23 protein-coding genes are annotated in these 20,237 nt (G+C 66.5%); 5 read left to right on the top strand and 18 right to left on the bottom strand.

What is annotated here, in order from left to right:
- Window positions 1-140: 140 nt before the first annotated feature.
- Genes DESFRDRAFT_RS07195 through DESFRDRAFT_RS22885 form a run of 3 tightly spaced genes read right to left on the bottom strand, consistent with a single transcriptional unit; the run spans window position 141 to window position 2,367 of the window.
- The gene (locus DESFRDRAFT_RS07195) at window positions 141-1,223 is read right to left on the bottom strand and encodes an SGNH/GDSL hydrolase family protein (protein WP_005992575.1); all 1,083 of its coding nucleotides are present in this window, start codon (window positions 1,221-1,223) and stop codon (window positions 141-143) included.
- Window positions 1,224-1,250: 27 nt separating this feature from the next.
- Complete coding sequence (locus DESFRDRAFT_RS22880) at window positions 1,251-1,955, bottom strand: AMIN domain-containing protein (protein ID WP_005992577.1); 705 nt, start codon at window positions 1,953-1,955, stop codon at window positions 1,251-1,253.
- Window positions 1,956-1,968: 13 nt separating this feature from the next.
- A complete protein-coding gene (locus tag DESFRDRAFT_RS22885) occupies window positions 1,969-2,367 on the bottom strand; it encodes a hypothetical protein (RefSeq protein WP_005992579.1) in 399 nt (132 codons plus the stop codon).
- Window positions 2,368-2,531: 164 nt separating this feature from the next.
- Here DESFRDRAFT_RS22885 and DESFRDRAFT_RS07210 point away from each other — a divergent pair, with 164 nt between their 5' ends.
- Together DESFRDRAFT_RS07210 and DESFRDRAFT_RS07215 are read left to right on the top strand one after the other, a co-directional pair.
- On the top strand, window positions 2,532-2,768 hold the full coding sequence (locus DESFRDRAFT_RS07210) for a hypothetical protein (RefSeq protein ID WP_005992580.1): 237 nt from the start codon (window positions 2,532-2,534) through the stop codon (window positions 2,766-2,768).
- 77 nt (window positions 2,769-2,845) lie between these two features.
- Window positions 2,846-3,391, top strand: a complete 546-nt coding sequence (locus tag DESFRDRAFT_RS07215) for a hypothetical protein (protein WP_005992582.1) — start codon at window positions 2,846-2,848, stop codon at window positions 3,389-3,391.
- 20 nt (window positions 3,392-3,411) lie between these two features.
- Here the strand turns inward: DESFRDRAFT_RS07215 and DESFRDRAFT_RS07220 are convergent, their stop codons facing one another.
- The 10 genes from DESFRDRAFT_RS07220 to DESFRDRAFT_RS07265 form a co-directional block, all read right to left on the bottom strand.
- Window positions 3,412-3,648 (bottom strand): hypothetical protein, encoded by a 237-nt coding sequence (locus DESFRDRAFT_RS07220; RefSeq protein ID WP_005992584.1) that lies wholly within the window; start codon window positions 3,646-3,648, stop codon window positions 3,412-3,414.
- A gap of 76 nt (window positions 3,649-3,724) precedes the next feature.
- Entirely contained in the window at window positions 3,725-4,651 is a 927-nt protein-coding gene (locus DESFRDRAFT_RS07225; protein ID WP_005992586.1) for a hypothetical protein, read from the bottom strand.
- 255 nt (window positions 4,652-4,906) lie between these two features.
- A complete protein-coding gene (gene hisG / locus DESFRDRAFT_RS07230) occupies window positions 4,907-5,788 on the bottom strand; it encodes an ATP phosphoribosyltransferase (protein ID WP_005992588.1) in 882 nt (293 codons plus the stop codon).
- Entirely contained in the window at window positions 5,789-6,205 is a 417-nt protein-coding gene (gene hisI / locus DESFRDRAFT_RS07235) for a phosphoribosyl-AMP cyclohydrolase (RefSeq protein WP_272913123.1), read from the bottom strand. It lies immediately after the preceding gene.
- A 13-nt stretch (window positions 6,206-6,218) separates the two neighbouring features.
- Window positions 6,219-6,650: a PIN domain-containing protein gene (locus tag DESFRDRAFT_RS07240; RefSeq protein WP_005992592.1), complete on the bottom strand. Its 432-nt coding sequence runs from the start codon at window positions 6,648-6,650 to the stop codon at window positions 6,219-6,221.
- The gene (locus tag DESFRDRAFT_RS07245; RefSeq protein WP_005992594.1) at window positions 6,647-6,910 is read right to left on the bottom strand and encodes an AbrB/MazE/SpoVT family DNA-binding domain-containing protein; all 264 of its coding nucleotides are present in this window, start codon (window positions 6,908-6,910) and stop codon (window positions 6,647-6,649) included. The genes DESFRDRAFT_RS07240 and DESFRDRAFT_RS07245 overlap by 4 nt, the downstream gene beginning before the upstream one ends.
- A 102-nt stretch (window positions 6,911-7,012) precedes the next feature.
- Complete coding sequence (rlmN, locus tag DESFRDRAFT_RS07250; RefSeq protein WP_005992596.1) at window positions 7,013-8,065, bottom strand: 23S rRNA (adenine(2503)-C(2))-methyltransferase RlmN; 1,053 nt, start codon at window positions 8,063-8,065, stop codon at window positions 7,013-7,015.
- A 541-nt stretch (window positions 8,066-8,606) separates the two neighbouring features.
- A complete protein-coding gene (locus DESFRDRAFT_RS07255; RefSeq protein ID WP_005992598.1) occupies window positions 8,607-9,929 on the bottom strand; it encodes an HD domain-containing protein in 1,323 nt (440 codons plus the stop codon).
- Between the two features lie 42 nt (window positions 9,930-9,971).
- Complete coding sequence (locus DESFRDRAFT_RS07260; RefSeq protein ID WP_005992600.1) at window positions 9,972-11,270, bottom strand: dihydroorotase; 1,299 nt, start codon at window positions 11,268-11,270, stop codon at window positions 9,972-9,974.
- Window positions 11,267-12,205, bottom strand: coding sequence for an aspartate carbamoyltransferase catalytic subunit (locus tag DESFRDRAFT_RS07265; RefSeq protein ID WP_005992601.1), 939 nt, complete (start codon window positions 12,203-12,205; stop codon window positions 11,267-11,269). The genes DESFRDRAFT_RS07260 and DESFRDRAFT_RS07265 overlap by 4 nt, the downstream gene beginning before the upstream one ends.
- Window positions 12,206-12,402: 197 nt before the next feature.
- Here DESFRDRAFT_RS07265 and DESFRDRAFT_RS07270 point away from each other — a divergent pair, with 197 nt between their 5' ends.
- Window positions 12,403-13,110 (top strand): epoxyqueuosine reductase, encoded by a 708-nt coding sequence (locus DESFRDRAFT_RS07270; RefSeq protein ID WP_005992602.1) that lies wholly within the window; start codon window positions 12,403-12,405, stop codon window positions 13,108-13,110.
- A gap of 6 nt (window positions 13,111-13,116) precedes the next feature.
- On the opposite strand, the gene DESFRDRAFT_RS07275 is transcribed toward DESFRDRAFT_RS07270, so the two are convergent.
- From DESFRDRAFT_RS07275 to DESFRDRAFT_RS07290, 4 genes are all read right to left on the bottom strand, one after another.
- Window positions 13,117-13,938, bottom strand: a complete 822-nt coding sequence (locus DESFRDRAFT_RS07275; protein ID WP_005992603.1) for a sirohydrochlorin cobaltochelatase — start codon at window positions 13,936-13,938, stop codon at window positions 13,117-13,119.
- Complete coding sequence (locus DESFRDRAFT_RS07280; protein ID WP_005992604.1) at window positions 13,938-14,810, bottom strand: cell division protein FtsX; 873 nt, start codon at window positions 14,808-14,810, stop codon at window positions 13,938-13,940. Before DESFRDRAFT_RS07280 ends, DESFRDRAFT_RS07275 begins: the two co-directional genes overlap by 1 nt.
- Window positions 14,807-15,478: a cell division ATP-binding protein FtsE gene (locus tag DESFRDRAFT_RS07285; protein WP_005992605.1), complete on the bottom strand. Its 672-nt coding sequence runs from the start codon at window positions 15,476-15,478 to the stop codon at window positions 14,807-14,809. The genes DESFRDRAFT_RS07280 and DESFRDRAFT_RS07285 overlap by 4 nt, the downstream gene beginning before the upstream one ends.
- Before the next feature lie 77 nt (window positions 15,479-15,555).
- Window positions 15,556-18,318 (bottom strand): ATP-binding protein, encoded by a 2,763-nt coding sequence (locus DESFRDRAFT_RS07290; protein WP_233489578.1) that lies wholly within the window; start codon window positions 18,316-18,318, stop codon window positions 15,556-15,558.
- On the opposite strand from DESFRDRAFT_RS07290, the gene DESFRDRAFT_RS07295 reads away from it, so the two are divergent.
- Entirely contained in the window at window positions 18,317-18,625 is a 309-nt protein-coding gene (locus tag DESFRDRAFT_RS07295) for a hypothetical protein (RefSeq protein ID WP_199533110.1), read from the top strand. The genes DESFRDRAFT_RS07290 and DESFRDRAFT_RS07295 overlap by 2 nt on opposite strands.
- On the opposite strand, the gene DESFRDRAFT_RS07300 is transcribed toward DESFRDRAFT_RS07295, so the two are convergent.
- The gene (locus tag DESFRDRAFT_RS07300) at window positions 18,615-19,091 is read right to left on the bottom strand and encodes a C40 family peptidase (RefSeq protein WP_005992607.1); all 477 of its coding nucleotides are present in this window, start codon (window positions 19,089-19,091) and stop codon (window positions 18,615-18,617) included. The two genes, DESFRDRAFT_RS07295 and DESFRDRAFT_RS07300, sit on opposite strands and share 11 nt — an antisense overlap.
- Before the next feature lie 375 nt (window positions 19,092-19,466).
- Between DESFRDRAFT_RS07300 and DESFRDRAFT_RS07305 the strand changes: the two genes are divergently transcribed.
- Window positions 19,467-20,234 (top strand): ABC transporter ATP-binding protein, encoded by a 768-nt coding sequence (locus DESFRDRAFT_RS07305; protein ID WP_005992608.1) that lies wholly within the window; start codon window positions 19,467-19,469, stop codon window positions 20,232-20,234.
- Window positions 20,235-20,237: the final 3 nt, after the last annotated feature.

The following is a 20,237-nucleotide window of genomic DNA, read 5'->3' on the forward strand; positions in this document are numbered from 1 at the left end:
GCTTGCGGGCGGCGCGGTGTGCGCGGCGGCCGGCGTATCGTTTAACGAACGTTCCTTGAGCGTATCCTGGGCCGCGGCTGCGGCGGCCAGGACGAAAACGCAGCCCACGGCCAAAACTATCGTCGCGGCAAAGCGTTGCATTATTTCCCTCCGTCGGTCGTGGCGGGCATGGCGGAAAAGCTATCGCGGATGGCCGGCAGCATGGCCGCCGCGATGCCCTCGCGCCCGGCATCGGTGTTATGCACGCCGTCGGCCGTGTAGGCCGGGGCGTTACGCCCGCACAGGGCGTTGCGCAGGTTCACGAAATAGGGTTTGCCGGCAAGGGCCTTCTCCAACGCGGCGTAAACGGTCATGAAGTTGTCGCGCACGTGGGGAAAGGTCTTGCGGCCAAGGATCGTCTTTTTCTCGCTGGCCGCCACGGCGGCGTTTTCGCCAGGGCATGTCTCGACCCAGTAGAGCGGCTGCAGGAAAAGCAGGAACCGCGCGCCGTAGGCCGCGCACACCTTGTCAGCGAAGTCGTAGCGCTTGACCGTCAGGTCCACGAACTTGGCCAGCTCCGGCGAATGCGGGTCCACCGGCTTGGCGGTGTAGAGGAGCTTTTGCAGCAGTTCCCGGGTAAACGAGGCGTAGTAGGCGGCGTTAAGGGGCTTGAGGATGCCGTAGCCGGCCTTGTAGTAGCTTTCGATGACGCCCTGCACCCGCTCGCGGCCCTCATGGGCATAGGGCGTTTTTTGCACGGCAAAGTAGTTGGCGTCGTTGGCCCCGTCGTAAAAGACCACGAGCTGGGGCCGGATGGGATACTCGATGAGCTGCTTCTCGAGGTATTTGACCTCGAGAAGGGAATTGAAGGAATTGACCCCAAAATTGAAGCAGTTGTAGGCGTAGGGCTTGCCCGTGGCATTGAGCGTCTTGGCGAGCAGGCTCGGGATGGAATGCTGGTAGGGCGCGGCGCTGGCCCGCATGGTGGAGCCGCCGAAAAACCAGATGACGCGCGAGAGCTCGGGATGGTTCTCGACATAGCCGGTATTGGCCGTGGGCCAGATGCCGTTTCCCATGAGGAACAGGGCGTAGGGATCGTAGACGGCCTTGGGACCCTCGCGCAGGTTGCCGTAGATGACCCAGTTGGTGGTGGTGATGACGGCAAACGACAGCACTTCCAGGCACAGGACGGCGATGACGCCCCATTTGACGGTTTTCCACAGGGCGGAGAAAAAGCGTTTCAAGGCCAAAGGTTCCTTTGCCGCTCGGGATTATTTGGGGATGCGCAGGACCACGCCCTCGGGCGACCGGGACACCGTCGGCGCGCCGCGAAGCCGGGCCGGCGCGTCCGGGGCCATGTCGAGCACCACCCGGAACAGGTCCTTGTGCCGGCCGATACGGATGCGGCGGATGAAGTCGCCGCCCGTGTCGCTCGCCGACGCCCCGTGGTAGTCCCATAAGCCGGCGATATCGAGCACCATGCGTGGCGGATTGGTCAAAAACATCTTGGTGTAGCTCGCCGGCGGCTTGGTCGTCTGGATGGCAAGCTCGTAGACCCCGGGCTTTTCCTCGCCGATGACGCGAATGACCCGACCCACGGCGGCCGTTGCCTTGGCCGGGGCCGGAGCCGGCTTGGCTTCGGGCTTGGCCTTGGCGGCAACCGGCTTGGCTTTGGGCGCGGCGGCCGGTTTGCCGGCCGGGGCTTCGGGCTTGGCCTCAGGCTTGGCTTTGGTTTCGGGCTTGACGCCGGTCCCGTTTTTTTCCTTGGCCGGCTTGGCCGCCGCATGGGAGGGCTTCTCCTCGGCCTTGGCCGGCGCGCCCGATTCGGGCGCGGGGGGGGTAGCGGGCGGCGTCTGGGCCGCCTCGGGAGCCGGCGCGGGCTTGGGTTCGGCCGGGGGCCCCGCCTTGGGCGCGGCCGGCGCGGCCTCGCCGGGCTTCTCCGACGGCGCGGCGTCGCCGGAAATTTCCGCGAACATCTTCTCCAGGGTTTCATCCCCCCGGCGCGGCGGGAGCCGCCGGTTTGGCGGCGTCTTGCGGCGCGGAGGCCGCGTGTTGCGGTGCCTTCTCATCCGGGACGGCATCCTTTGCCACGGCGACCGGTCCGGCTGGCGGCGTGGTGGATTGCGTCACGACCGGAGCCGGCGGCGCGGACGGCGCGGGCTGGGCCGATTGCACGGGAGCGGCGGCGGGCACGGGGACAGGGGCCGACACGGCGGCCGGGGCTGGCGGAGCCGGCGTGGCGGCGGTTGGGGCCGGGGCGATGGCCACCGGTTCCTTGCCGCCGGAAAAAAGGCCCGGACGTTTGAGGATGGCCAAGCCCAAGACCACGGTCGCGGCCAGCGCCACCGCGCCAATGATGATCATTTTGTCGCCGCGCGTCAGTGCCATGCTCCTCTCCTCCCCTTGCTCGGGTCCAATACCCTGCCCTCAATTCGGCGGCAACGCTACCCGAGCTTGCCCGATCCCTCAAGAGGGAAGCCGGCCGGATGCGCGCCTCATACGTTGACAAGATATGGACTTTTCGTATTTCGTCTTCAAAACGGGAGGCAGGCATGCAAAACAAGGTCCGTTCGGTGCGGGTCCCGCCCGAAATCGAAACCCTCGACCTGTCGGCCCTGATAAAGGAATGCGCCCGGCATCTGCGCGATCTGGAATCGGCCAGCCTGCTCAAGGCGCAGGGCAACCCCGAGGCGGCCGAGGCGCTGGTGCGCGCCCGGCAGGCCGACCTCGGCCAACGCGTCGGCCGGCTCGTCTGGGAAGCCGGCAAGCGCGGCCAGGAGCGGAAATAAGGGCCCCTTGCTCCCGCGCGCGTCCGGGGATAGGACGGCCCTGCCTTCCTTTGCAACGCCTTCCGGGAGCCAAGCCCATGCCACGATTTTCCGTCCTGCCGCTATGCGCCGTTCTGGCGGCCCTCGTCGCGAATACGCCCGCCACGGCCGGCGTCACCCTGGAGGGCGACACCTGCCGGCAAGTCTTCGACAACCCGCGCGCGGAGAAGATCAACTGCCGCACCGGGTTCCGGCTGGACCCCGCCACCAGGGGCAAGCTCGAATCCAGCACCTTCGGCTTTTTGACAGATTTGACCTGCGCCGCGAATCTCACCGCCACCCGCTCCGAGGTCGTCGCCCGGGTCCATGCCGGCGGGGACGTGGCCCTGCCCCAACAGGAAATCCGCTGCCGGCTCTATTCCGGCTCCGACCCGGTCAACGTGCGGTTCCACCTGGCCCCGGTGGTGCGCATCGACAAAAAAAGCCGGCGGGCCGTGGACGCGCGCCTGGGCGTGCGCGACGTCACGGGCATCCCCGAGCCTCTGGCCACGGCCGTGGCCCAATTCCTCAACAGCGAGCCGACCCTGCGCAAAAGCCTGATCGCCGCCGCCAACCAGATCATCCCCAATCTGCCAGGAAAGTAACCCCGGCCGGCCCGGCGGCCTCACTCCGCGTCCAGTTGCCTGGCCAGCGCGGCGACGGCCTCTTCCTTCTCCTCTGGGGACAAGCGGGCATCGGCGCGGATCATGGCCATACGCGCCTCGAGAAAGGCGCGCCGCGTCGCCGCGTCCACGGGATTCCCGGCGGTTATACGGGCGAACGCTTCCCGCCGGTCCTCCCGTGGGGACAATTCCCGGGGCCTCCCGGGCGGCTTGTCGTCCGGCTTGCCTGTTTCGGCCATACCCCTCTCCCCGGCGGCGACCGACGATGGCCGGCCGCCGCCTTTTTACCTCTCCTTATGCCCTAGCCGGCATGCGTCAACTTTTGACCGCCCACGAGGACTGCGGATCGATGAAGTCCAGGCTGAAGCCCTTGTCATCCTCGCGGACCGTGGCCTCATCGGCGGAGAGCAGGCCGAGCTTTCCCCAGGTACCGGAAGAATCCTGGCCGGCCAGTTCGGTGATGAAGACCCCCATCAGCGAGGTGCCTTTGTAGCTGTCCTGGAAGGTTTCCACGATGGGCCCCCAGGAGCCGACCCAACCCGTCTTCTGCTCCGTCTCGGTCGCGGCATAATCATAGGAATAGACCAGATCGTAGCCCTGGCGATTGATATTGAAGAGGCTGACCGTGTTGCGCCACGTCCCCGTTTGCACCTGGGCGGTGACGTTCTCCACGGCAATCCCGGGATAGCGAACGCCACCGATGACGACCGTCACGAAATAATCCTGAAGGTTGGCATAGGGAATATTGAGCTGCCAGTGCTTGTCGCCCGGCTGCGCCCAGTCAAAGGCCATGAAGCTCATTTGATTTTGTGCGTAGTAGCAAACAAGGGCTTCCACACCGCGGGAGGCGCGGTTGGTCGCGGTCAGATAGAGCCAGGTGTTCACATTTCCGCCCGCCGTGGCCGGGCATATATAATCGAATTGCAGTTTCGTGCCCAGATTATAGGCGCTTTTGAAGGCGCTCGTATAGAACATGCCATACCCCACGCCGCCCGGAACGGGCTGATCGGTCACGGCCGCCTTGCCCAGCTTCATGGCCAGGGACTCATGGGCCGCTTTTTTTTGCGCGTCGCTGAGCGCGGGATCGGAGGCCAGCATCTGGAACCGGTTGGCGATGAAAGCCCGGGTGGCTTCTTCCGGGACCGGATTCGCCTTGCTGATTTCCTTGAAATACTCGGTACGATCTTCAAGAGGGGCAAGGGACGGATCGCCCGGCAAGGGGTGGGAAGCTTTCTGCGACATGCCAATTCTCCTTCGATTGGTTTCGAGGCCCGTTCCTTTTTACGATGACAAACGAAAACGCGGTCGCGCGAAAAAGGGTACCCGGAAAAAGCATGTCACAATATAAGATATTATTTCAAGAAATATATCATATCATCTATAAAACTTTCCAGCCATCCCTCCCTTGCGGACCGTAATCCACTCTTCCAAATAAAAAAGGCCGCGGGCGGATACCCGCGGCCCTTTTTCGGCATGGCGACGGAAACGCTGATGCGCCTAGATCACCTTATTGAGCGCGTATTCGATGATGCCCTCGGCGCCCAGGTCGTGGAGCTTGGGGATCAGGTCGCGCACGGTGCCCTCGGCCACCACGATTTCGATGGACAACCAGTCCTTGTTGTAAAGGTTGGCCACCGTCGGCGAGGTAAGGCTCGGCAGAAGCGCCATGATGTCGGGCATCTTTTCCTCGGGCACGTTCATCTTGAGCCCGACGAGGCCCTCGGCGCACAGCGCGCCCTGGAGCAGCATGTTGATGACCTCGATCTTGCGGCGCTTGAACGGGTCTTCCCAGGCTTTCTTGTTGGCGATCAGCTGGGTGTTGGTCAAAAGCAGCTCGGAGATGATGCGCAGGCCATGGGCCTTGATCGTGGTGCCGGTCTCGGTGACTTCCACGATGGCGTCGGCCAGCCCCTCGACCACCTTGGCCTCGGTCGCGCCCCAGGAAAATTCCACATCCACGGGCACGCCCGCGCCGGCGAAATACTTCTTGGTGAAATTGACGAGCTCCGTGGCGATCTTCTTGCCGGCCAGGTCCTCGGGACGCTTGTAGGGGGCGTCGGCGGCCACGGCCAGGACCCAGCGGGCCGGACGGTTGCTGACCTTGGAGTAGACGAGGTCGGAAACGACCACCACGTCGGACTCGTTTTCGAGGATCCAGTCCTTGCCGGTCAGGCCGCAGTCAAGGGTGCCGGATTCGACGTAGCGGGACATCTCCTGGGCGCGGCACATGGAGCAAGTCAGCTCCGGATCGTTGATTTCGGGGAAATAATTGCGGTGATGCATCCGGATCTTCCATCCGGATTTCTCGAACAGCGCGATGGTGGCGTCCTGGAGGGAGCCTTTGGGAATGCCGAGTTTGAGGATGTTGTTGGCGGACATTTATTTATAGACCTCCTTGGGATCGAAGACCTTGGGCGAACAGGTGCGCTCGCCGTCGCTTGTGATCTCGGTGTAAAAGCAGGACTTGTAGCCTTCATGGCAGGCCGCGCCGCCGATCTGCTCCACCAGGACCAGGATGGTGTCGGCGTCGCAGTCCAGGCGCACGGACTTGACCTTCTGGACATGGCCGGACGTGCCGCCCTTGTGCCAGAGTTTCTGCCGGCTGCGGCTAAAGTAATGCACTTCGCCGGTTTCAAGGGTTTTATCGTAGGCCTCTTCGTTCATGTAGGCCATCATGAGCACCTCGCCGGTGCAGGCTTCCTGGGCGATGGCGGGGACAAGGCCGCCGCACTTGGCGAAATCGGGTCGTTTCATGCACTGTTCCTTTAGCGAAACGGCGTTGGAAGAGGGGGATATCTCTTTTGGAGGGTTAAGGCTCTACAAACTGTTGGTCCGAACCGACAAGCGGTTCAAAATGCTTTCTGTTAAACGACAACACCAGTTCCGCACCGCCCTTTCGCGCGGCGACGACATGCAGCGCATCATAGATGCTGCCACCGCCCCGGCCAATTCGAGCCACCGACTCCATGGCCGCGACATAATCGCGGCAATCGAGCGTGATGACGGAACAAACGCCAAGAACGCTTGCCTGGAGAAGCATTGCGGCGCTGCGCGGCGATATGCGCGGCCGCGCCGGATACACCGTCAGCGACGCGTATGTTTCCGCCAATCCATGCGCGGCGACAAGCATCTCCAACTCGCCGCGCCGACATTTCAAATACCATGCGAAGGCTCGCTGGTGCTGCGGGTGGCTTTGCACCAACGCGGCCACCAGGACCGACGTGTCAAAAAGCGCCTTCATCGCCCCGAGAGCCCGGAAACATCGCGGGTGCGATCCTCGCGCACCCGGTCAAGCAGCTCCTCGACCGGCCCGACCGTTTCACCCCCGAACACAAGCACTCCGCACTCTTCGACAAGTCCGGATGCCGCATCCAGGGAACGAATCACAATGGCGCTGTCCTGCCCCTCGACAATGACGCGCGAGCCCGGAGCAAGCCCCATATCCTTCAGGACATCCGCAGGGATGGTCACGCGCCCCTGTTCGTCAAGCGTCGTTTCCATACGGCCTCCTCTGGCGCCCATTACGCACATATTGCGCGAAAAAGGAAGATAACCTTACTCAAACGGCAAATGAGTGACAAGCGCCGCGTGGCGGGCCGAATTTTATGCGTCGCCGCGCCCGGCGCACTCCGCCTCGGCGCGCAACTGCCCGCAGGCCGCCGCGATGTCCGCCCCCTTGCTCTTGCGGATCGTGGCCGTGATCCCCTTGGCCTTCAAAATCTCCTGGAACGCCGCCACCCGCCCGGCCGCCGGCTGGCGAAACGGCAGCCCCGGCGTGGCATTGTACACGATCAGATTCACCTTGGCCTTGACCGTGGAGAGAAGCCGCACCAGTTCCCGCGCATCGGCATCGGCATCGTTGACCCCGTCGAGCAGCAGATACTCGAAGGTCAGCCGCTCCCGAGGCTTCAGCGGATACTCCCGCAAAATCCCCATAAGCTCGGAAAGCGGCAGCTTGGCCGCCCCGGGCATGATCCGCGCCCGCTTCTCCTGGGTCGGCGCATGGAGCGACACCGCCAGCGAACACAACCCCGTGCGCCCAAGCTCCAGCAGATTGCGCCGCACCCCGGCCGTGGACACCGTGATGCGCCGGCCCGAAAAGTCCAGCCCCTGCGGATGATGCAACGCCTCAAGCGTCTTGACCAGATTGTCGTAATTGAGAAGCGGCTCGCCCATGCCCATAAAAACCAGATTGCGCAACGCCAGCGCCTCACCCTTGTCCAACAGATACTGCCGCGCCACCAACACCTGCCCCAACATCTCCCCAGGCGTCATGTTGCGCCGAAACCCCAGCATGCCCGTGGCGCAAAACCCACACCCCATGGCGCAGCCCACCTGGGTCGACAGGCAAGCCGTGTAGTGATCCTTCTCCGGAATCAAAACACACTCCACCGCCTCGCCATCCGACAGCCCCAACAAAAACTTCACCGTGCCGTCAGCGCTCTCGCTCACCCGCAATACGTCAGGCCAGGCGATCGTGGCGACTTCCCCCAGCCGCGACCGCAACGCCTTGGACACGTCCGTCATCCGGCCGATGTCGCGGCATCCCTTCTGCCACAACCATTGCCAGACCTGGCGCGCCCGGTACGGCGGCTCGCCAAGCGACACGATCAGCGCCTCAAGCTCGTGGAACGTCAGGTCGATCAGGTTCGTCATAGCGGTTCTGGCTGTCGGTAACTGTTGAGGCTGGAGCTGGCGGGGCTCCGCCCCGGACCCCGCCGGGAGGCCACGGGCCCCCCGGGCCCCCCGACTCGGCTTTGGCCGGACGGAAGCGGGATTGGCGCGCGGTCAGGCGGTTGGGTGAAGATGGCGGCGGAATTTGCCGGGACGCTGCCGCCGCTTTGCGGCAGGCTCGTCCCAAGCAAATTCCGCCGCCACCACGCCGGTCGCCCCTTTGGGGCGACATTCAGAAAAAGTATCTTCTTCTTAAATGCGGCGCTTCGCCGCTGGCGCACCTTGTTGCCGCAATCGCGTCCGGCGTCGAGGCGCAACGCGCCTCGTGCCGCCGGGCCGATTGCGGCAACAAACGTCGGTCTCCCGCCGTCCAAAGAGCCCTACCCCACGCCCTCCCGCTTCACCATCCCAACCCGGTAAAGGGGGGTCCGGGGGGCATCAAGCCCCCCGGCGGAGAGGTGCAGGAGAGGCGGAGCCTCTCCTGCCGGGGTCCAGGGGCGGCGCCCCTGGCCACCTGGACCGACTAGTGCAGCTCTTGCTTGTTCCAGTAATCGTGCACGAAGTGTTCGGCTTCTTCCAGGCTGGTGACGTCGCCGGCGATTTGGGCCTTGAGCAGCGCGTCGCGGATGAGTCCCACGACCGGGCCGGGTTTGAGGCCGAGCAGCTGCATGATCTGCGCGCCGTTCAGGAGCGGCTCGAGCATTTCCTCGGGCGTTTCGGTACGCTCGAGCATTTTGAGATTGTGATTGAATTCCTTGTAGTTACCTTCGACAGCTTTGATGTCGGCCCGGGCCATTTCGATCAGGCGCGGGTACTGGTCCAGGGCCTTGAAGCGGCGGATGCCCCGGTCGGTGAGCATGAAGTGGAAGCGCATGTGGCCGCGCACGAGGTTGCAGACGAGGTCGGTCTCGTCCGGGGGGAAGCCCAGGCGCGAGAGGATCTTGCGGGTGACTTTGGCCCCGACCTGGTGGTGCTGGAAGAAATGCAGGTCGCCGCCGGCGTATTCGGCGGTGTGGAGTTTGCCCACGTCGTGGAACAGGCAGGCCAGGGTGCCGTACCAGTCGTAGGGCAGTTCCTCGGGGTAGTGGCGCATGACGGCGAGGGTTTCCTCGAAGAGCGTGTATTCGACGCCCTCTTCGGTTTTCTGCTTGATGCGGGCGAGCGTCGCCACTTCGGGCAGGAACCAGTGGAGGATCATGGTGTCGTAGAGCAGTTCGACGAAGGTGGCCATGTTTTCGGCCTCGACCCTGCGCCATTCGTCCATGATGTCCTTGACGGAGACGTAGTCGAGGATGCGGCGCGAGGCGCGCAGGATGGCCATGAGGGTATTGGCTTCGACGGGGATATTGTAGTTGGCCGAGAAGCGCAGCGCCCGCACGGCCCGCAGGTAGTTCTGACGGATGGACTCGTCGGGGATGCCGAGCAGGCGCACTTCGCCGCCGGCAAGGTCGGCGAAGCCGTCGTGATCGTCGCGGCAGTGCGGCAGGTAGGGGCTGATCTGGCTGGCCGGCAGGATGCCCAGGGCATCGAGGCGGTCGATCATGCGCCGGGTGAGCCGGGCCACGGTCTCCTCGGGGTGGGAGGCGTCCACGGTTTCGGCCGGGTGGAAGTTGAACAGCGTATCGCCGTGGCGCACCCGGGCGTAGGCCCCGTCTTCGCTTACGGCCTCGGTTTCGGAGAAAAGCTTTTGCAGTTCGGCCAGGGGGGCGTCGGTCGCCAGGTCGAGTTCGGGCGCGGCGGGATCCAGGGCTTTTTCCTGGAGCACGGCGTTGATGACGTAGGCATCGTAGCCGTTGCGCATGATGGTCTTGCAGATGGCATTGGCGTCCTTGAAGGGTTGCGCCATGGAAAAAACCTCCGGAGAGCGTTTGGGTGTCGGGGTTTCGTCTCAGGTTCGGCCGGGACGGATGCGGTCGTGCACCACGACGCCGCCGACGGCGGTCAGGGCCACGCGGCCGGTGAGCGGCTGGCCCAGAAGCGGCGTGTTCTTGCCCTTGGAGCGCAGGGCTTCGGGGGTGACGACCCAGGAATCCTCCGGGTCGAAGAGCAGGAAGTCGGCCGGGTCGCCGGGGGCGAAGCGGTTGACCGGGAGCTTGAAAATTTCGGCCGGACGCCAGGCGAAGCGGGTGACGATGTCCTCGGGCGAGAGGCGTCCCTGGCGCACCAGCTCCCACAGGGCGGCCAGGGCGGTATCGAGGCCCGAGATGCCGTTTTTGGCGTTCTCGAACGGGGTTTCCTTTTCGTGGGCCGCGTGGGGGGCGTGGTCCGTGGCCAGAATGTCGATGACGCCTTCGCGCAGGGCCTCGACCAGGGCCAGCCGGTCGTCGTCGGTGCGAAGCGGCGGATTGACCTTGGCCAGGCTGTCGTAGCCCAGAAGCGCCGCGTCGGTCATGAGCAGGTAATGCGGGCAGGTCTCGGCCGTGACCTTGACGCCGCGCTTTTTGGCGTCGGCGATGAGTCCCACGGATTTGCGGCAGGAAATGTGGGCCAGATGGACGTGCACGCCCAGGTATTCGGCCAGCAGGATGTCGCGGGCGGCCTGGATGGCCTCGGCAGCGTCGGGCTGGCCGCGAAGGCCCAGCCGCGCGCTCATGGCCCCTTCGTTGGCCCCCGATCCTTTGGCCATGTAGGGGTCCTCGCAGTGGTCGATGACCGGGGCCAGGTCGGCGGCGTATTCCAGGGCGCGACGGAAAATCTCGGTGTCGGCCACGGGCTCGCCGTCGTTGGAAAAGGCCACGCAGCCGGCTTCGAGCAGCTCGCCCATGGGCGCGAGCTCCTTGCCGCGAAGCCCGACGGTGAGCGCGCCGATGGGGAAAAGGCGCGGGCCGTTCGGCCAGGACTCGGCCGCTCGGCGCAGCATGAACCGCGTGACCGAGGCGGTGTCGTTGACCGGGTCGGTGTTGGCCATGCACATGATGTTGGAAAACCCGCCGGCGGCGGCGGCGGCCAGTCCCGAGGCGATGTCCTCCTTCCATTCCTGGCCGGGCTCGCGCAGGTGGGTATGGGCATCGGTCAGGGCCGGCATGAGGAGCATCTCCCGGCCGTCGATCACCGCATGGCCGTCGTGGGACGCGGCCGGATCGTGGGCGGTCAGTTCCCGGACGACGCCCTCGGCCACGAGCAGGTCGAACGCGCCTTCGCGGCCGGGAACCCGGACGTTTCGGATGGCCAGGGAGTTGGCTGTCACGCGGTTTCCCCTTTTTCCTTGCGGGTGATGTGCAGGTAAAGGACGGCCATGCGCACGGCCACGCCCGAGGACACCTGGTCGAGGATGAGCGAATTGCCGGCGTCGGCCAGTTCCGAGGAGATCTCCACGCCCCGGTTGATGGGGCCGGGATGGAGCACCTTCACGTCGGGGTTGGCCAGGGCCAGGCGCTTTGGCGTGAGGCAGAAGCGGCGGGCGTATTCGCGCAGGTCGGGCAGGAGCCCCGCTTCCTGGCGCTCGAGCTGGAGGCGCAGGCACATGACCGCGTCGGCCCCCTTGAGCGCCTCCTCCGGGTCGTGAAAAATCTCGGCGTCAAGCGCGCCGGCATCGGTCGGCAGCAGGGTGCGGGGGGCGCAGATGCGCACCCTTGCCCCAAGGGTCGGGAGCAGGCGGCAGTTGGACCGGGCCACGCGGCTGTGGGCCACGTCGCCGAGGATGACGACGGTCTTGCCGGCCAGCGAATTCCACACATTGAGCAGCGTGAAAAGGTCGAGCAGGGCCTGGGTCGGATGGGCGTGCCAGCCGTCGCCGGCGTTGATCACGGCGCAGGAGACGCGCTGGGCCACGAAATCGGCCGCTCCGGAAGAGGAATGGCGGATGACGATGGCGTCGGGGTTCATGGCCTCGAGGGTGCGCACCGTATCCTTGAGCGTCTCGCCCTTTTGCAGGGAGCTCCCGGTCTTGGCCAGGCCGAAGGTGTCGGCGGAAAGGCGCTTGCCGGCGATGTCGAAGGACGTCTTGGTGCGGGTGCTCGGCTCGGCGAAAAACAGCACCACGCTTTTGCCCTTGAGCGTGGGAACCTTCTTGACCGGGCGGGAATTGATCTCGCGGAACGAGGCGGCGGTGCGCATGATCACGTCCACGTCTTCCCTGGAGAGCTGGGATACGTCGAGAAGATCCTTGTGGGGCCAGTTCATGGGGGAATCCTCAGGGGCGGAAATTTGGCCGCGCACCCATGCGCGTAAGCCGACCGATATTTTCACAACCCCAAAGCGGCGTCAATGTTGGAACGCGACGCCGGATTCCCGGAAACGGCCTCCGGCCCGCGAAGCGCGCTCCAAAAGACCCGCGCTCCCCCTGGCCGCGCCATTGCCCTTATGCTATGCGGCGCCCCATGAACACAGAGAAATTCAAGACCTTCGCCCTGGAGGCCGGCGCGGACCTGGTCGGCATCGCCGATCTGGACCAGCTTGCCGGCATCGAAACCGAGCCGGCCAATCTGTTCGAGGGCTTCACCCGGGCCGTCAGCCTGGCCGTGCGCCTGGCCGACGCCGTGCTCGACCCCATAGTCGACCGCCCAACCCCCCTTTACAACCGCCACTACCAGGTAGCCAACGCCGCGTTGGACGCGCTGGCCCTTCGCATGAGCCAGCGCATCGCCGACGCGGGAGGCCGCGCCCTGCCCCTTCCGGCCAGCCAGATCCTGGATGCCGCGCGCATGACCTCCTACCTGTCCCACAAGGCCGTGGCCATCGCCGCCGGCATGGGCTGGCAGGGCAAAAGCCTGTTGCTGGTCAGTCCGCGGTACGGCCCGCGCGTCCGCCTGGTCACGGTGCTGACCGACCTGCCGCTTTCGCCCGACGCGCCCCTCAAAAACCATTGCGGCTCTTGCGACGCCTGCACCAAGGCCTGCCCCGTGGGGGCCATCCGCAACGTCAATACGGACCGCCACTACGCTTCCCGCGAGGAGGCCATCGATTTCGGCCGCTGCCTCGCCCGGCTGACCCAAAACGAAACCCTGCCCCACATCGGCGGCTTGCTGTGCGGCGTCTGCGTGACCGTTTGCCCCTGGGGCAAAAAGAAGAAAAAAAAAACTTCCTGACCGGGGCTATGCGCCAGGGGCAAGCGCCCCGGGGAGACGGGCCAGGGCGATGGCCAGGTGGTCGCGCCAGACGGCGGCCATGGCCGGCTGTTCGATAAGGCCGGAAAGATGCGGCCGGCAGGCGATGCCGGCGGCTTCGAGGCGGCCGCGCCAGGAGGTCGGGGCCTCACCGGCCAGGTCGCAGCAGGCGTGGGCCCCGGCCACGGTGAGAAAGGGCAGAAGCCAGGCGGCGCGAATGTTTTGGGCCGAGAGGTCCGTGAGGATGGCTTCGAGGTCGTGGCAGGGCGCATCCCGTTCGCGCGGCATGGCCCCGAACCGGGCCAGCCGGTCGAGGCGGAAAAGTTTTTCGCGCAGCGCCTCGTAAAACCCGGCCCCGGGCGGCGGCGCGCCGTGTCCCATGACCACCACGGCCTCGTCTGGCGCGCGCCCGGACGGCAGTCCGGCCAGCACCGCCCCGGCCACCCGGTCCACGTCGGCAAGGCTGGCCAGAAGCGGCGCGCCCACGGAAAAGGTCATGCGCCGGCCGCCAGTCTCCAGAAACCGCCGCAGCCCGGCCAGCATCTCGTGATATCCCTCGCCCGGCACCACGTGCAGGGACTGGACCGCCACCCGCGTTACCCCCCGCGCCGCCATGGCGGCCAGGACCTCCGGCACGCACCGCGTCCCGCCGAAGGCCTCGGTGCCGCCATGCTTGCGGCCGACGGTGCGGGCGATGGCCACCGCGCATTCCGGGTATTCCCGGCCGAGACGTTCGCCAAAGGCGGCGAGTGCGGCCATGGCCCCGGGATGCCGGGAGCCATGGGCGGCCAGGACGATGCCGCAGCCCATCAGGAACGCGGCTCCAGGGCGGCGGCCAGTCCGGCCAGCCCGGCGACGAAGGCGGCGGCCAGGGCCAGGGCGACGGCCAGCCAGGCGGGCATGAACGGCAGGCGGAAAAAAAGCGGCGGCACGTCCAGGGCGTAGGCCAGCGCGGCCTGGGTGAGCTTCAGCGCCGCAAGCGCCACGCCCGCGCCGCAAAGCCCGGTCAGGGTCGCGCCAGCGGCCAGCGGCAGGCGGATGTACCATTCGCTGGCCCCGACCAGCCGCAAAATCTCGAGTTCCTCCCGGCGGCGCAGCATGGACAGGCGCACCATGCCGCCGACCACGAGTCCGACAAGAAGCGTCAGCAGCCCGGCCAGGGGCAGCACGGCCCGGCGCGCGACCAGCCCGACGGCCAGGGCGGCGTCCATGGCATGGGGATCGTAGCGCACCTCGGCCACGCCCTCGACCCCGGACAGGCGCTTGTACATGTCCCGGGCGAAACCCTCCTCGGCCACGGGCGGGCGGAAGGTGAGCAGCATGGTCTGGGGCAGCGGGTTGCGGGCGGCGAAGGCGGACAGGTCGGCCTGGGGGCCAAGGCTGTGGCCCAAAAGCGCCAGGGCCTGGGACGGGGTGAAAACCTGGGTGGCGACGAGTCCGGGCAGGGCGCGCATCCAGTCCATCTGCCGGGCGATGAGCGCGGTATCCGCCCCGGGTTTCCAATAGACCTGGAACCGCACCCGGCCCTGGTCCCGGCCGAAAGCGGCGTCCAGCGCCGTGCCGGCCAGGACGAAAAGCCCGCACAGGTAGACCACGGCGGCGACCCCGGCCACGGTCGCCGCAAGCCGTCCGGGCTGGTGCAGCAGCTCCCGCGCCCCGGAGACGAAAAGCCGTCCGATCACGCCTCCCCCTCCCCGCCCGGCAGGGTGAAGACCAGGGCGTCGGGAGCGCCGGCCATGAGCTCCCGGTCGTGGGTGGCCATGAGCACGGCCGTGCCGTGGAGGGCGAACTGGCGCAGGATGGAAAGCACCTTCGCGGACAGCGCGGCGTCGAGGTTACCGGTCGGTTCGTCGGCCAGCATGATTTTCGGCCCGGCCACCACGGCCCGGGCGATAGCCACGCGCTGCTGGCCGCCGCCGGGAAGTTCGGCGCAGAGGCGGCCCGCGTCGTCGGCCAGTTCCAGGGCGAGCAGCGCCGAGTCCACCCGGCGGCGCAGCCGGGTGCGCTCCATGCCGCGCACGACCAAGGGCAAGGCCACGTTGTCATAGACGGTGCGGTCGGGAAGAATGCGGAAATCCTGAAAAACCATGGAGACGTCGCGGCGGAGTTTGTAGAGCCCGGCCGGGGTCACAACGGACAGGTCATGGCCGGCGATCATCCCCCTGCCCTCCTGCCAGGGCAGGCTGCCGTGGAGCAGGCGCAAAAGCGTGGTCTTGCCCGAGCCGGACGGGCCGGTGAGAAAGGCGAAATCCCCTTGCGAGAGCGCCAGGTCGACGCCACCGAGCACGGTCCGGTCGCCGAGCGAACAGGCAAGGCCGGCCACGTCCAACACCGTCTCCTTCGCGTCCATCGGGGCCTCGCCCGCGTCGTGCGCCGCATCCATCGGTTTTTTTTACGGGATAAGGCCGGCCCCGCCAAGGGGGCCGGTCATTCGCCGTCCGGGGCGCGCCAGTCGCTGTAGGCGGCGCGCAGCTTTTCCCAAAGATCGGAGAGTTCTTCCAAGGCCTTGCCGGCGGCGGCGCCGTCTCCCCGGCGCAGGGCCTTTTCCAGCTCCGCCGCCGCGCGCCGGCAGGAGTAGGCCCCCATGGTCGCGGTGGCGCCCTTGACGGTGTGGGCGGCGATGGCCGCGCTTTCGACGTCCCCGGCATCCATGGCCTTGGCGGCGTCGGACAGCCGCCGTTCGCCCTCGCTGAAGCTGACCAGGGCCAATTCCCGGTACTGGGGCCAGGTGACGCCCATGGCGTCGCGGGCCGCCTCGGGATCGAACAGGGCGTCACCGTCCGGGGCCGGGCAGGGAACCTCCGCCGCTACGGCCTCGCCCGCTTGTTCGAGGAGGTGGCGCAGGTTCCGGTAGTTGACGGGCTTGGTGACGAAGCCGCTCATGCCGGCCTCCAGGCATTTCTGGCGCACGTCCTCCACGGCATGGGCCGTGACCGCGATGATGGGGACGGCGGGATCGAGAACCGGGCCGTCGGCCGGCCCCCCGTCCCGGATGACGCGGGTGGCGGTGATGCCGTCGACGTCGGGCATCTCGATATCCATGAGCACGGCGTGAAACGACTCCTTGGCGAGCAGGGCGTAGGCGGCGGCGGCGCTGTCCGCCACGGTCAGGTCGTGGCCCATGCGGGCCAGGTGCAGCCGGGTGACGGCGGCGTTTAGGGCATTGTCCTCGACGAGCAGGATATGAAGCGGCCGCCGGGAGGCTTCGGAGGCCGGCGCGCATGCCGCCGGTTCCGGGGCGACCGCCCGGCCCGGGTCCAACCAGGCCGTGCAGGTGAAAACGCTGCCCCCGCCGGGATTGGCCTCCACGCTGATGGTCCCGCCCATGCGCGTGACGATGCCCTTGCTTATGGCGAGCCCCAGGCCCGTGCCGCCGAAACGCCGGGCAATGGCCCCCGCGCCCTGCTGAAAATCCTCGAAAATGCCTTCACGCCGGTCCGGGGCGATGCCGATGCCGGTATCCGCCACCCGGATGGCGATGCCGACCCGATCCGGCGGCCCGGACGCGGCGGGCGCGACGTCCAGGGAGACCGACCCGGACTCGGTGAATTTCACCGCGTTGCCGAGCAGGTTGAGCAGCACCTGGCGCAGCCGGCCCGGATCGCCGCGCAAAAACGCCGGCACGGCGTCGTCCACCCGGGTCGAAAAATCGAGCCCCTTGACCCGGGCCTCCCGGGCGAACACGTCGGCCACGCCGGCCACGAGCTCGCGCACGTTGAAGTCGATACGCTCGAGCACCAGCTTGCCGGCCTCGATCTTGGAAAAGTCGAGCACGTCGTTGACCACGCCGAGCAGGTGGGCGGCCGACTGCTGGATGATCCGGAAGTGGTCCCGCTGTTCGCCCGTGGCCTCGCCGGCGAGCAGTTCCTCGGTCAGGCCGATGACGACATTGAGGGGCGTGCGGATTTCGTGGCTCATGACGGCCAGAAACGCCCCCTTGGCCTTGCTCGCCTCCTCGGCCATGGTCTTTTGCTGTTCCGTGCGGTCCCGACGCCGGATCTCCTCGGTCACGTCCACATAGGAGAACACGCGCCCGATGGTGGAGCGCCCCTGGCGTATGGGACCGGAACGGCGCTCCAGAAAGCGGCCGTCGCGAAGCGCCAGCACCGTCGTCTCCAGGCGCTCCCCGTCGCCCATGAGCGCCGCGTACCCGGCCCGGGCGGCCTCGGGGTCGGCCAGATTGTCGAGAAGAAGCCGCGCCCTCTCCGACTCCGGCAACGCGGCCCAGTTTTCCGCGAGCCCCCACAGTTCCAGAAACCGGCGGTTGTGGGCCAGCACGTCCCCGGGCAGCGGCCAGGACACGCAGACCATGCCCTCGGCCGTGGACTCCAGGATGGCCCGATGCAGAGCCAGGGCGCGCTGCTGCCGGTCCTCGGCCTCGCGCCGGGCCGCGACCTCGGCCGTCAGCTTGTCGTTCGTTTTGGCCAGTTCGGCCGTCCGCTCCTCGACGCGACGCGCCAGAAGCCGCCGGCTCTCCTCGATCTCGTCGCGGCTTTTGGCCAGGGAATCGGAAGTTTCCTTGAGCCTGGCGGACATGGCGTTAAACGCCAGGACCATCCGGCCCATGGCGTCGCTCGAGGAAACCGGCAGGCTGTGCCCGAGCTGTCCGTCCTGCACGGCCTCGAGTCCCCGGCGCAGCGTGTCCACGGGGGAGAGCACCAGCCGGTGCAGCAGGACGTTGAGCAGCCCGGCCAGAAGGATGTAGGCCGAGGCCACGGCCAGGGCGAAGGCGACCCAGGTCCGCTGGTTGAGGTCGGCAAGTTCGCCGAGGGAATAACGCAGGCGCAGGGAGGCCAGACGGCGGCCGTCGGCGCTTGTCACGGGTTCGATCAACGAGGCGGACAACTTGCCGTCGGCCTCCGAGGCGGCGACGGTGAAGACGCGCCCGGGCGGCGGGGGCTGGCCGCCGCCGTCGACCAGGTTTTTTACCGGCTTGCCGCTGCCGGCAGAAACCAGCAGCCTGCCCGAGGCATCATAGAGGGAGGCACCGGTCACGCCGTCGACCTTGACCACCCTTTCGAGAATGTCCTTGGCGGCCGCCAGCTGCAGCCGCTTGTCGAGCAGGAGCTGCAAGGCTTCCAGGCGATGGGCGGCCACGGAGGCCAGGATGAGGCGGGCCCGGTTCTGGGCGGCAACCTTGCGATTGCCCATATACCGGGTCAGGATCATCCCGAAGGCCGCAGCGGCCATGAAAAACGCCAACAATATCGCAATATTGATTTTGACCCGCAAGGACGCGTGGCGCATGGGACTCCCGATTTTCGACCGCGAACGGGCGGGTGGCCGCGCCGTGACCAATGACGCATACCGCAAAGGCGACCGTTTGATTTTCTATGAAATTAAAAAGAAAGCCCAGGGCCTGTCAAAGCCTTTGCCCGACGTCGCGGCGCGTCCCCACGGCGCGCGGCAACCCCTTTGCATAACGCACGATCCGCTTAAACGGCCCGCCCGCGAATCCGCGCGCGAGGGCGTTTCGAGAGCGGCGCTCAGGGCGTGACGCGGTTGGCCGCGTAATACGTCGAGCGCCAGTACGGGGCGAGCATGCTGTCCGCGCGCACCCGCCCGCCCGAGGACGGGCTGTGGATGAACGCGCCGTGGCCGTCGAAGATGCCCACGTGCAGGCTGCCGGACTTGGCCGAGGGCATGAAAAAGACCAGATCACCGGGCCTTAGCTCGCTTTTGGACACATGCCGGCCGACCCGGATCTGGTCGTCGGTGCGGCGGGGCAGACGGATGCCGTGGCGGGCGTAGACCCACTGGACGAACCCCGAGCAGTCGAACCCTTGCCGTGGGGATTGCCCGGCATACCGGTAGGGTACGCCGATTTGCGACCGGGCCGTGTCCACGATCGTCCCCTTGCCCGGGGCGATGCCGGACGGCCCGGAACCGGAACCGAAAAAGGCGCAGCCGCCGAGCGACAAGCCGAGAAAAACCATCAGGGCGATGCGTAGGGCGATCCGCATGCGCGACACCTCCTGTCCGCCCATAATGCAACGGCCGTGCCCGGCCTGCCCGGCGACCGCCCCGGGCGGGGAAAAAGGGCGCGGACGGTCCAGGGGACTTTTCTCGAAACTTCGACGAGGATTTTGACAAAATCAGAATTTTTTCCTGTTTATCGGGCAAAAATTCGTCGATCCTTCCTTGCCCCGGCCCTGTTTCCGGAGCGTGGAAACGGCGCGAAACGACGCGGAGGCGAGACGAAGTTTTAACAAATTCGCCAAGTTCCACGCCGTGGCCGACCAGGGCGGGCCACGGCCGGAGAAGCGGCATTAACCCGTTGGATGCTTTGCAATTTTCCCTTTGTTTTTTGACGGATTTTTTCGTATGAACCTTGTTCCATGGCCCACTTGCGTCTCACCGATGTCAGCGTCCACTTCGGAGGTCTCCAAGCCCTCACGGAAGTGTCATTCGATTTGCGTCCCGGCGAGATTTTAAGCCTCATCGGCCCCAACGGCGCCGGCAAGACCACCATCTTCAACGTCATTACGGGCGTTTACAAAATTTCCGGAGGCCAGGTCACCTACGACGACGTCCCCATCTCCGGACTGCGGCCCCACCACATCCTGGCCCGGGGCATCGCCCGCACCTTTCAGAACATCCGGCTTTTCACGGCCATGACCGCCCTGGAAAACGTCATGGTGGCCAGGCATTGCCGCACCAGGGCCTCGGTTTTGGGTTCGGTGCTGCGCTCGCCCTCCCAGCGCCGCGAGGAAGCCGGGGTGCGCCGCCGGGCCATGGAGGCCCTGGACTTCGCCGGACTGGCCGACCACGCCGACACGGTGGCCAAAAACCTTCCCTACGGCCTCCAGCGCCGGCTGGAGATCGCCCGGGCGCTGGGGTCCGATCCCAAGACCCTGCTGCTGGACGAGCCGGCCGCCGGGCTCAACCCCTCGGAAAGCCGGGAGCTGATGGAGACCATCCAGCGCATCGCCGACACCGGGATCAACGTGCTTTTGGTCGAACACGACATGAGCGTGGTCATGAACGTCAGCCACCGGGTGGTGGTGCTCGACCACGGCGTGTGCATCTGCCAGGGGACCCCCGAGGAGGTGCGGGCCAACCCGGCGGTCATCGAGGCCTATCTGGGCTCCGAGGCCGAGGCGTGACCA

This window comes from Solidesulfovibrio fructosivorans JJ] (assembly GCF_000179555.1).
Classification (GTDB): Bacteria; Desulfobacterota; Desulfovibrionia; order Desulfovibrionales; family Desulfovibrionaceae; genus Solidesulfovibrio; species Solidesulfovibrio fructosivorans.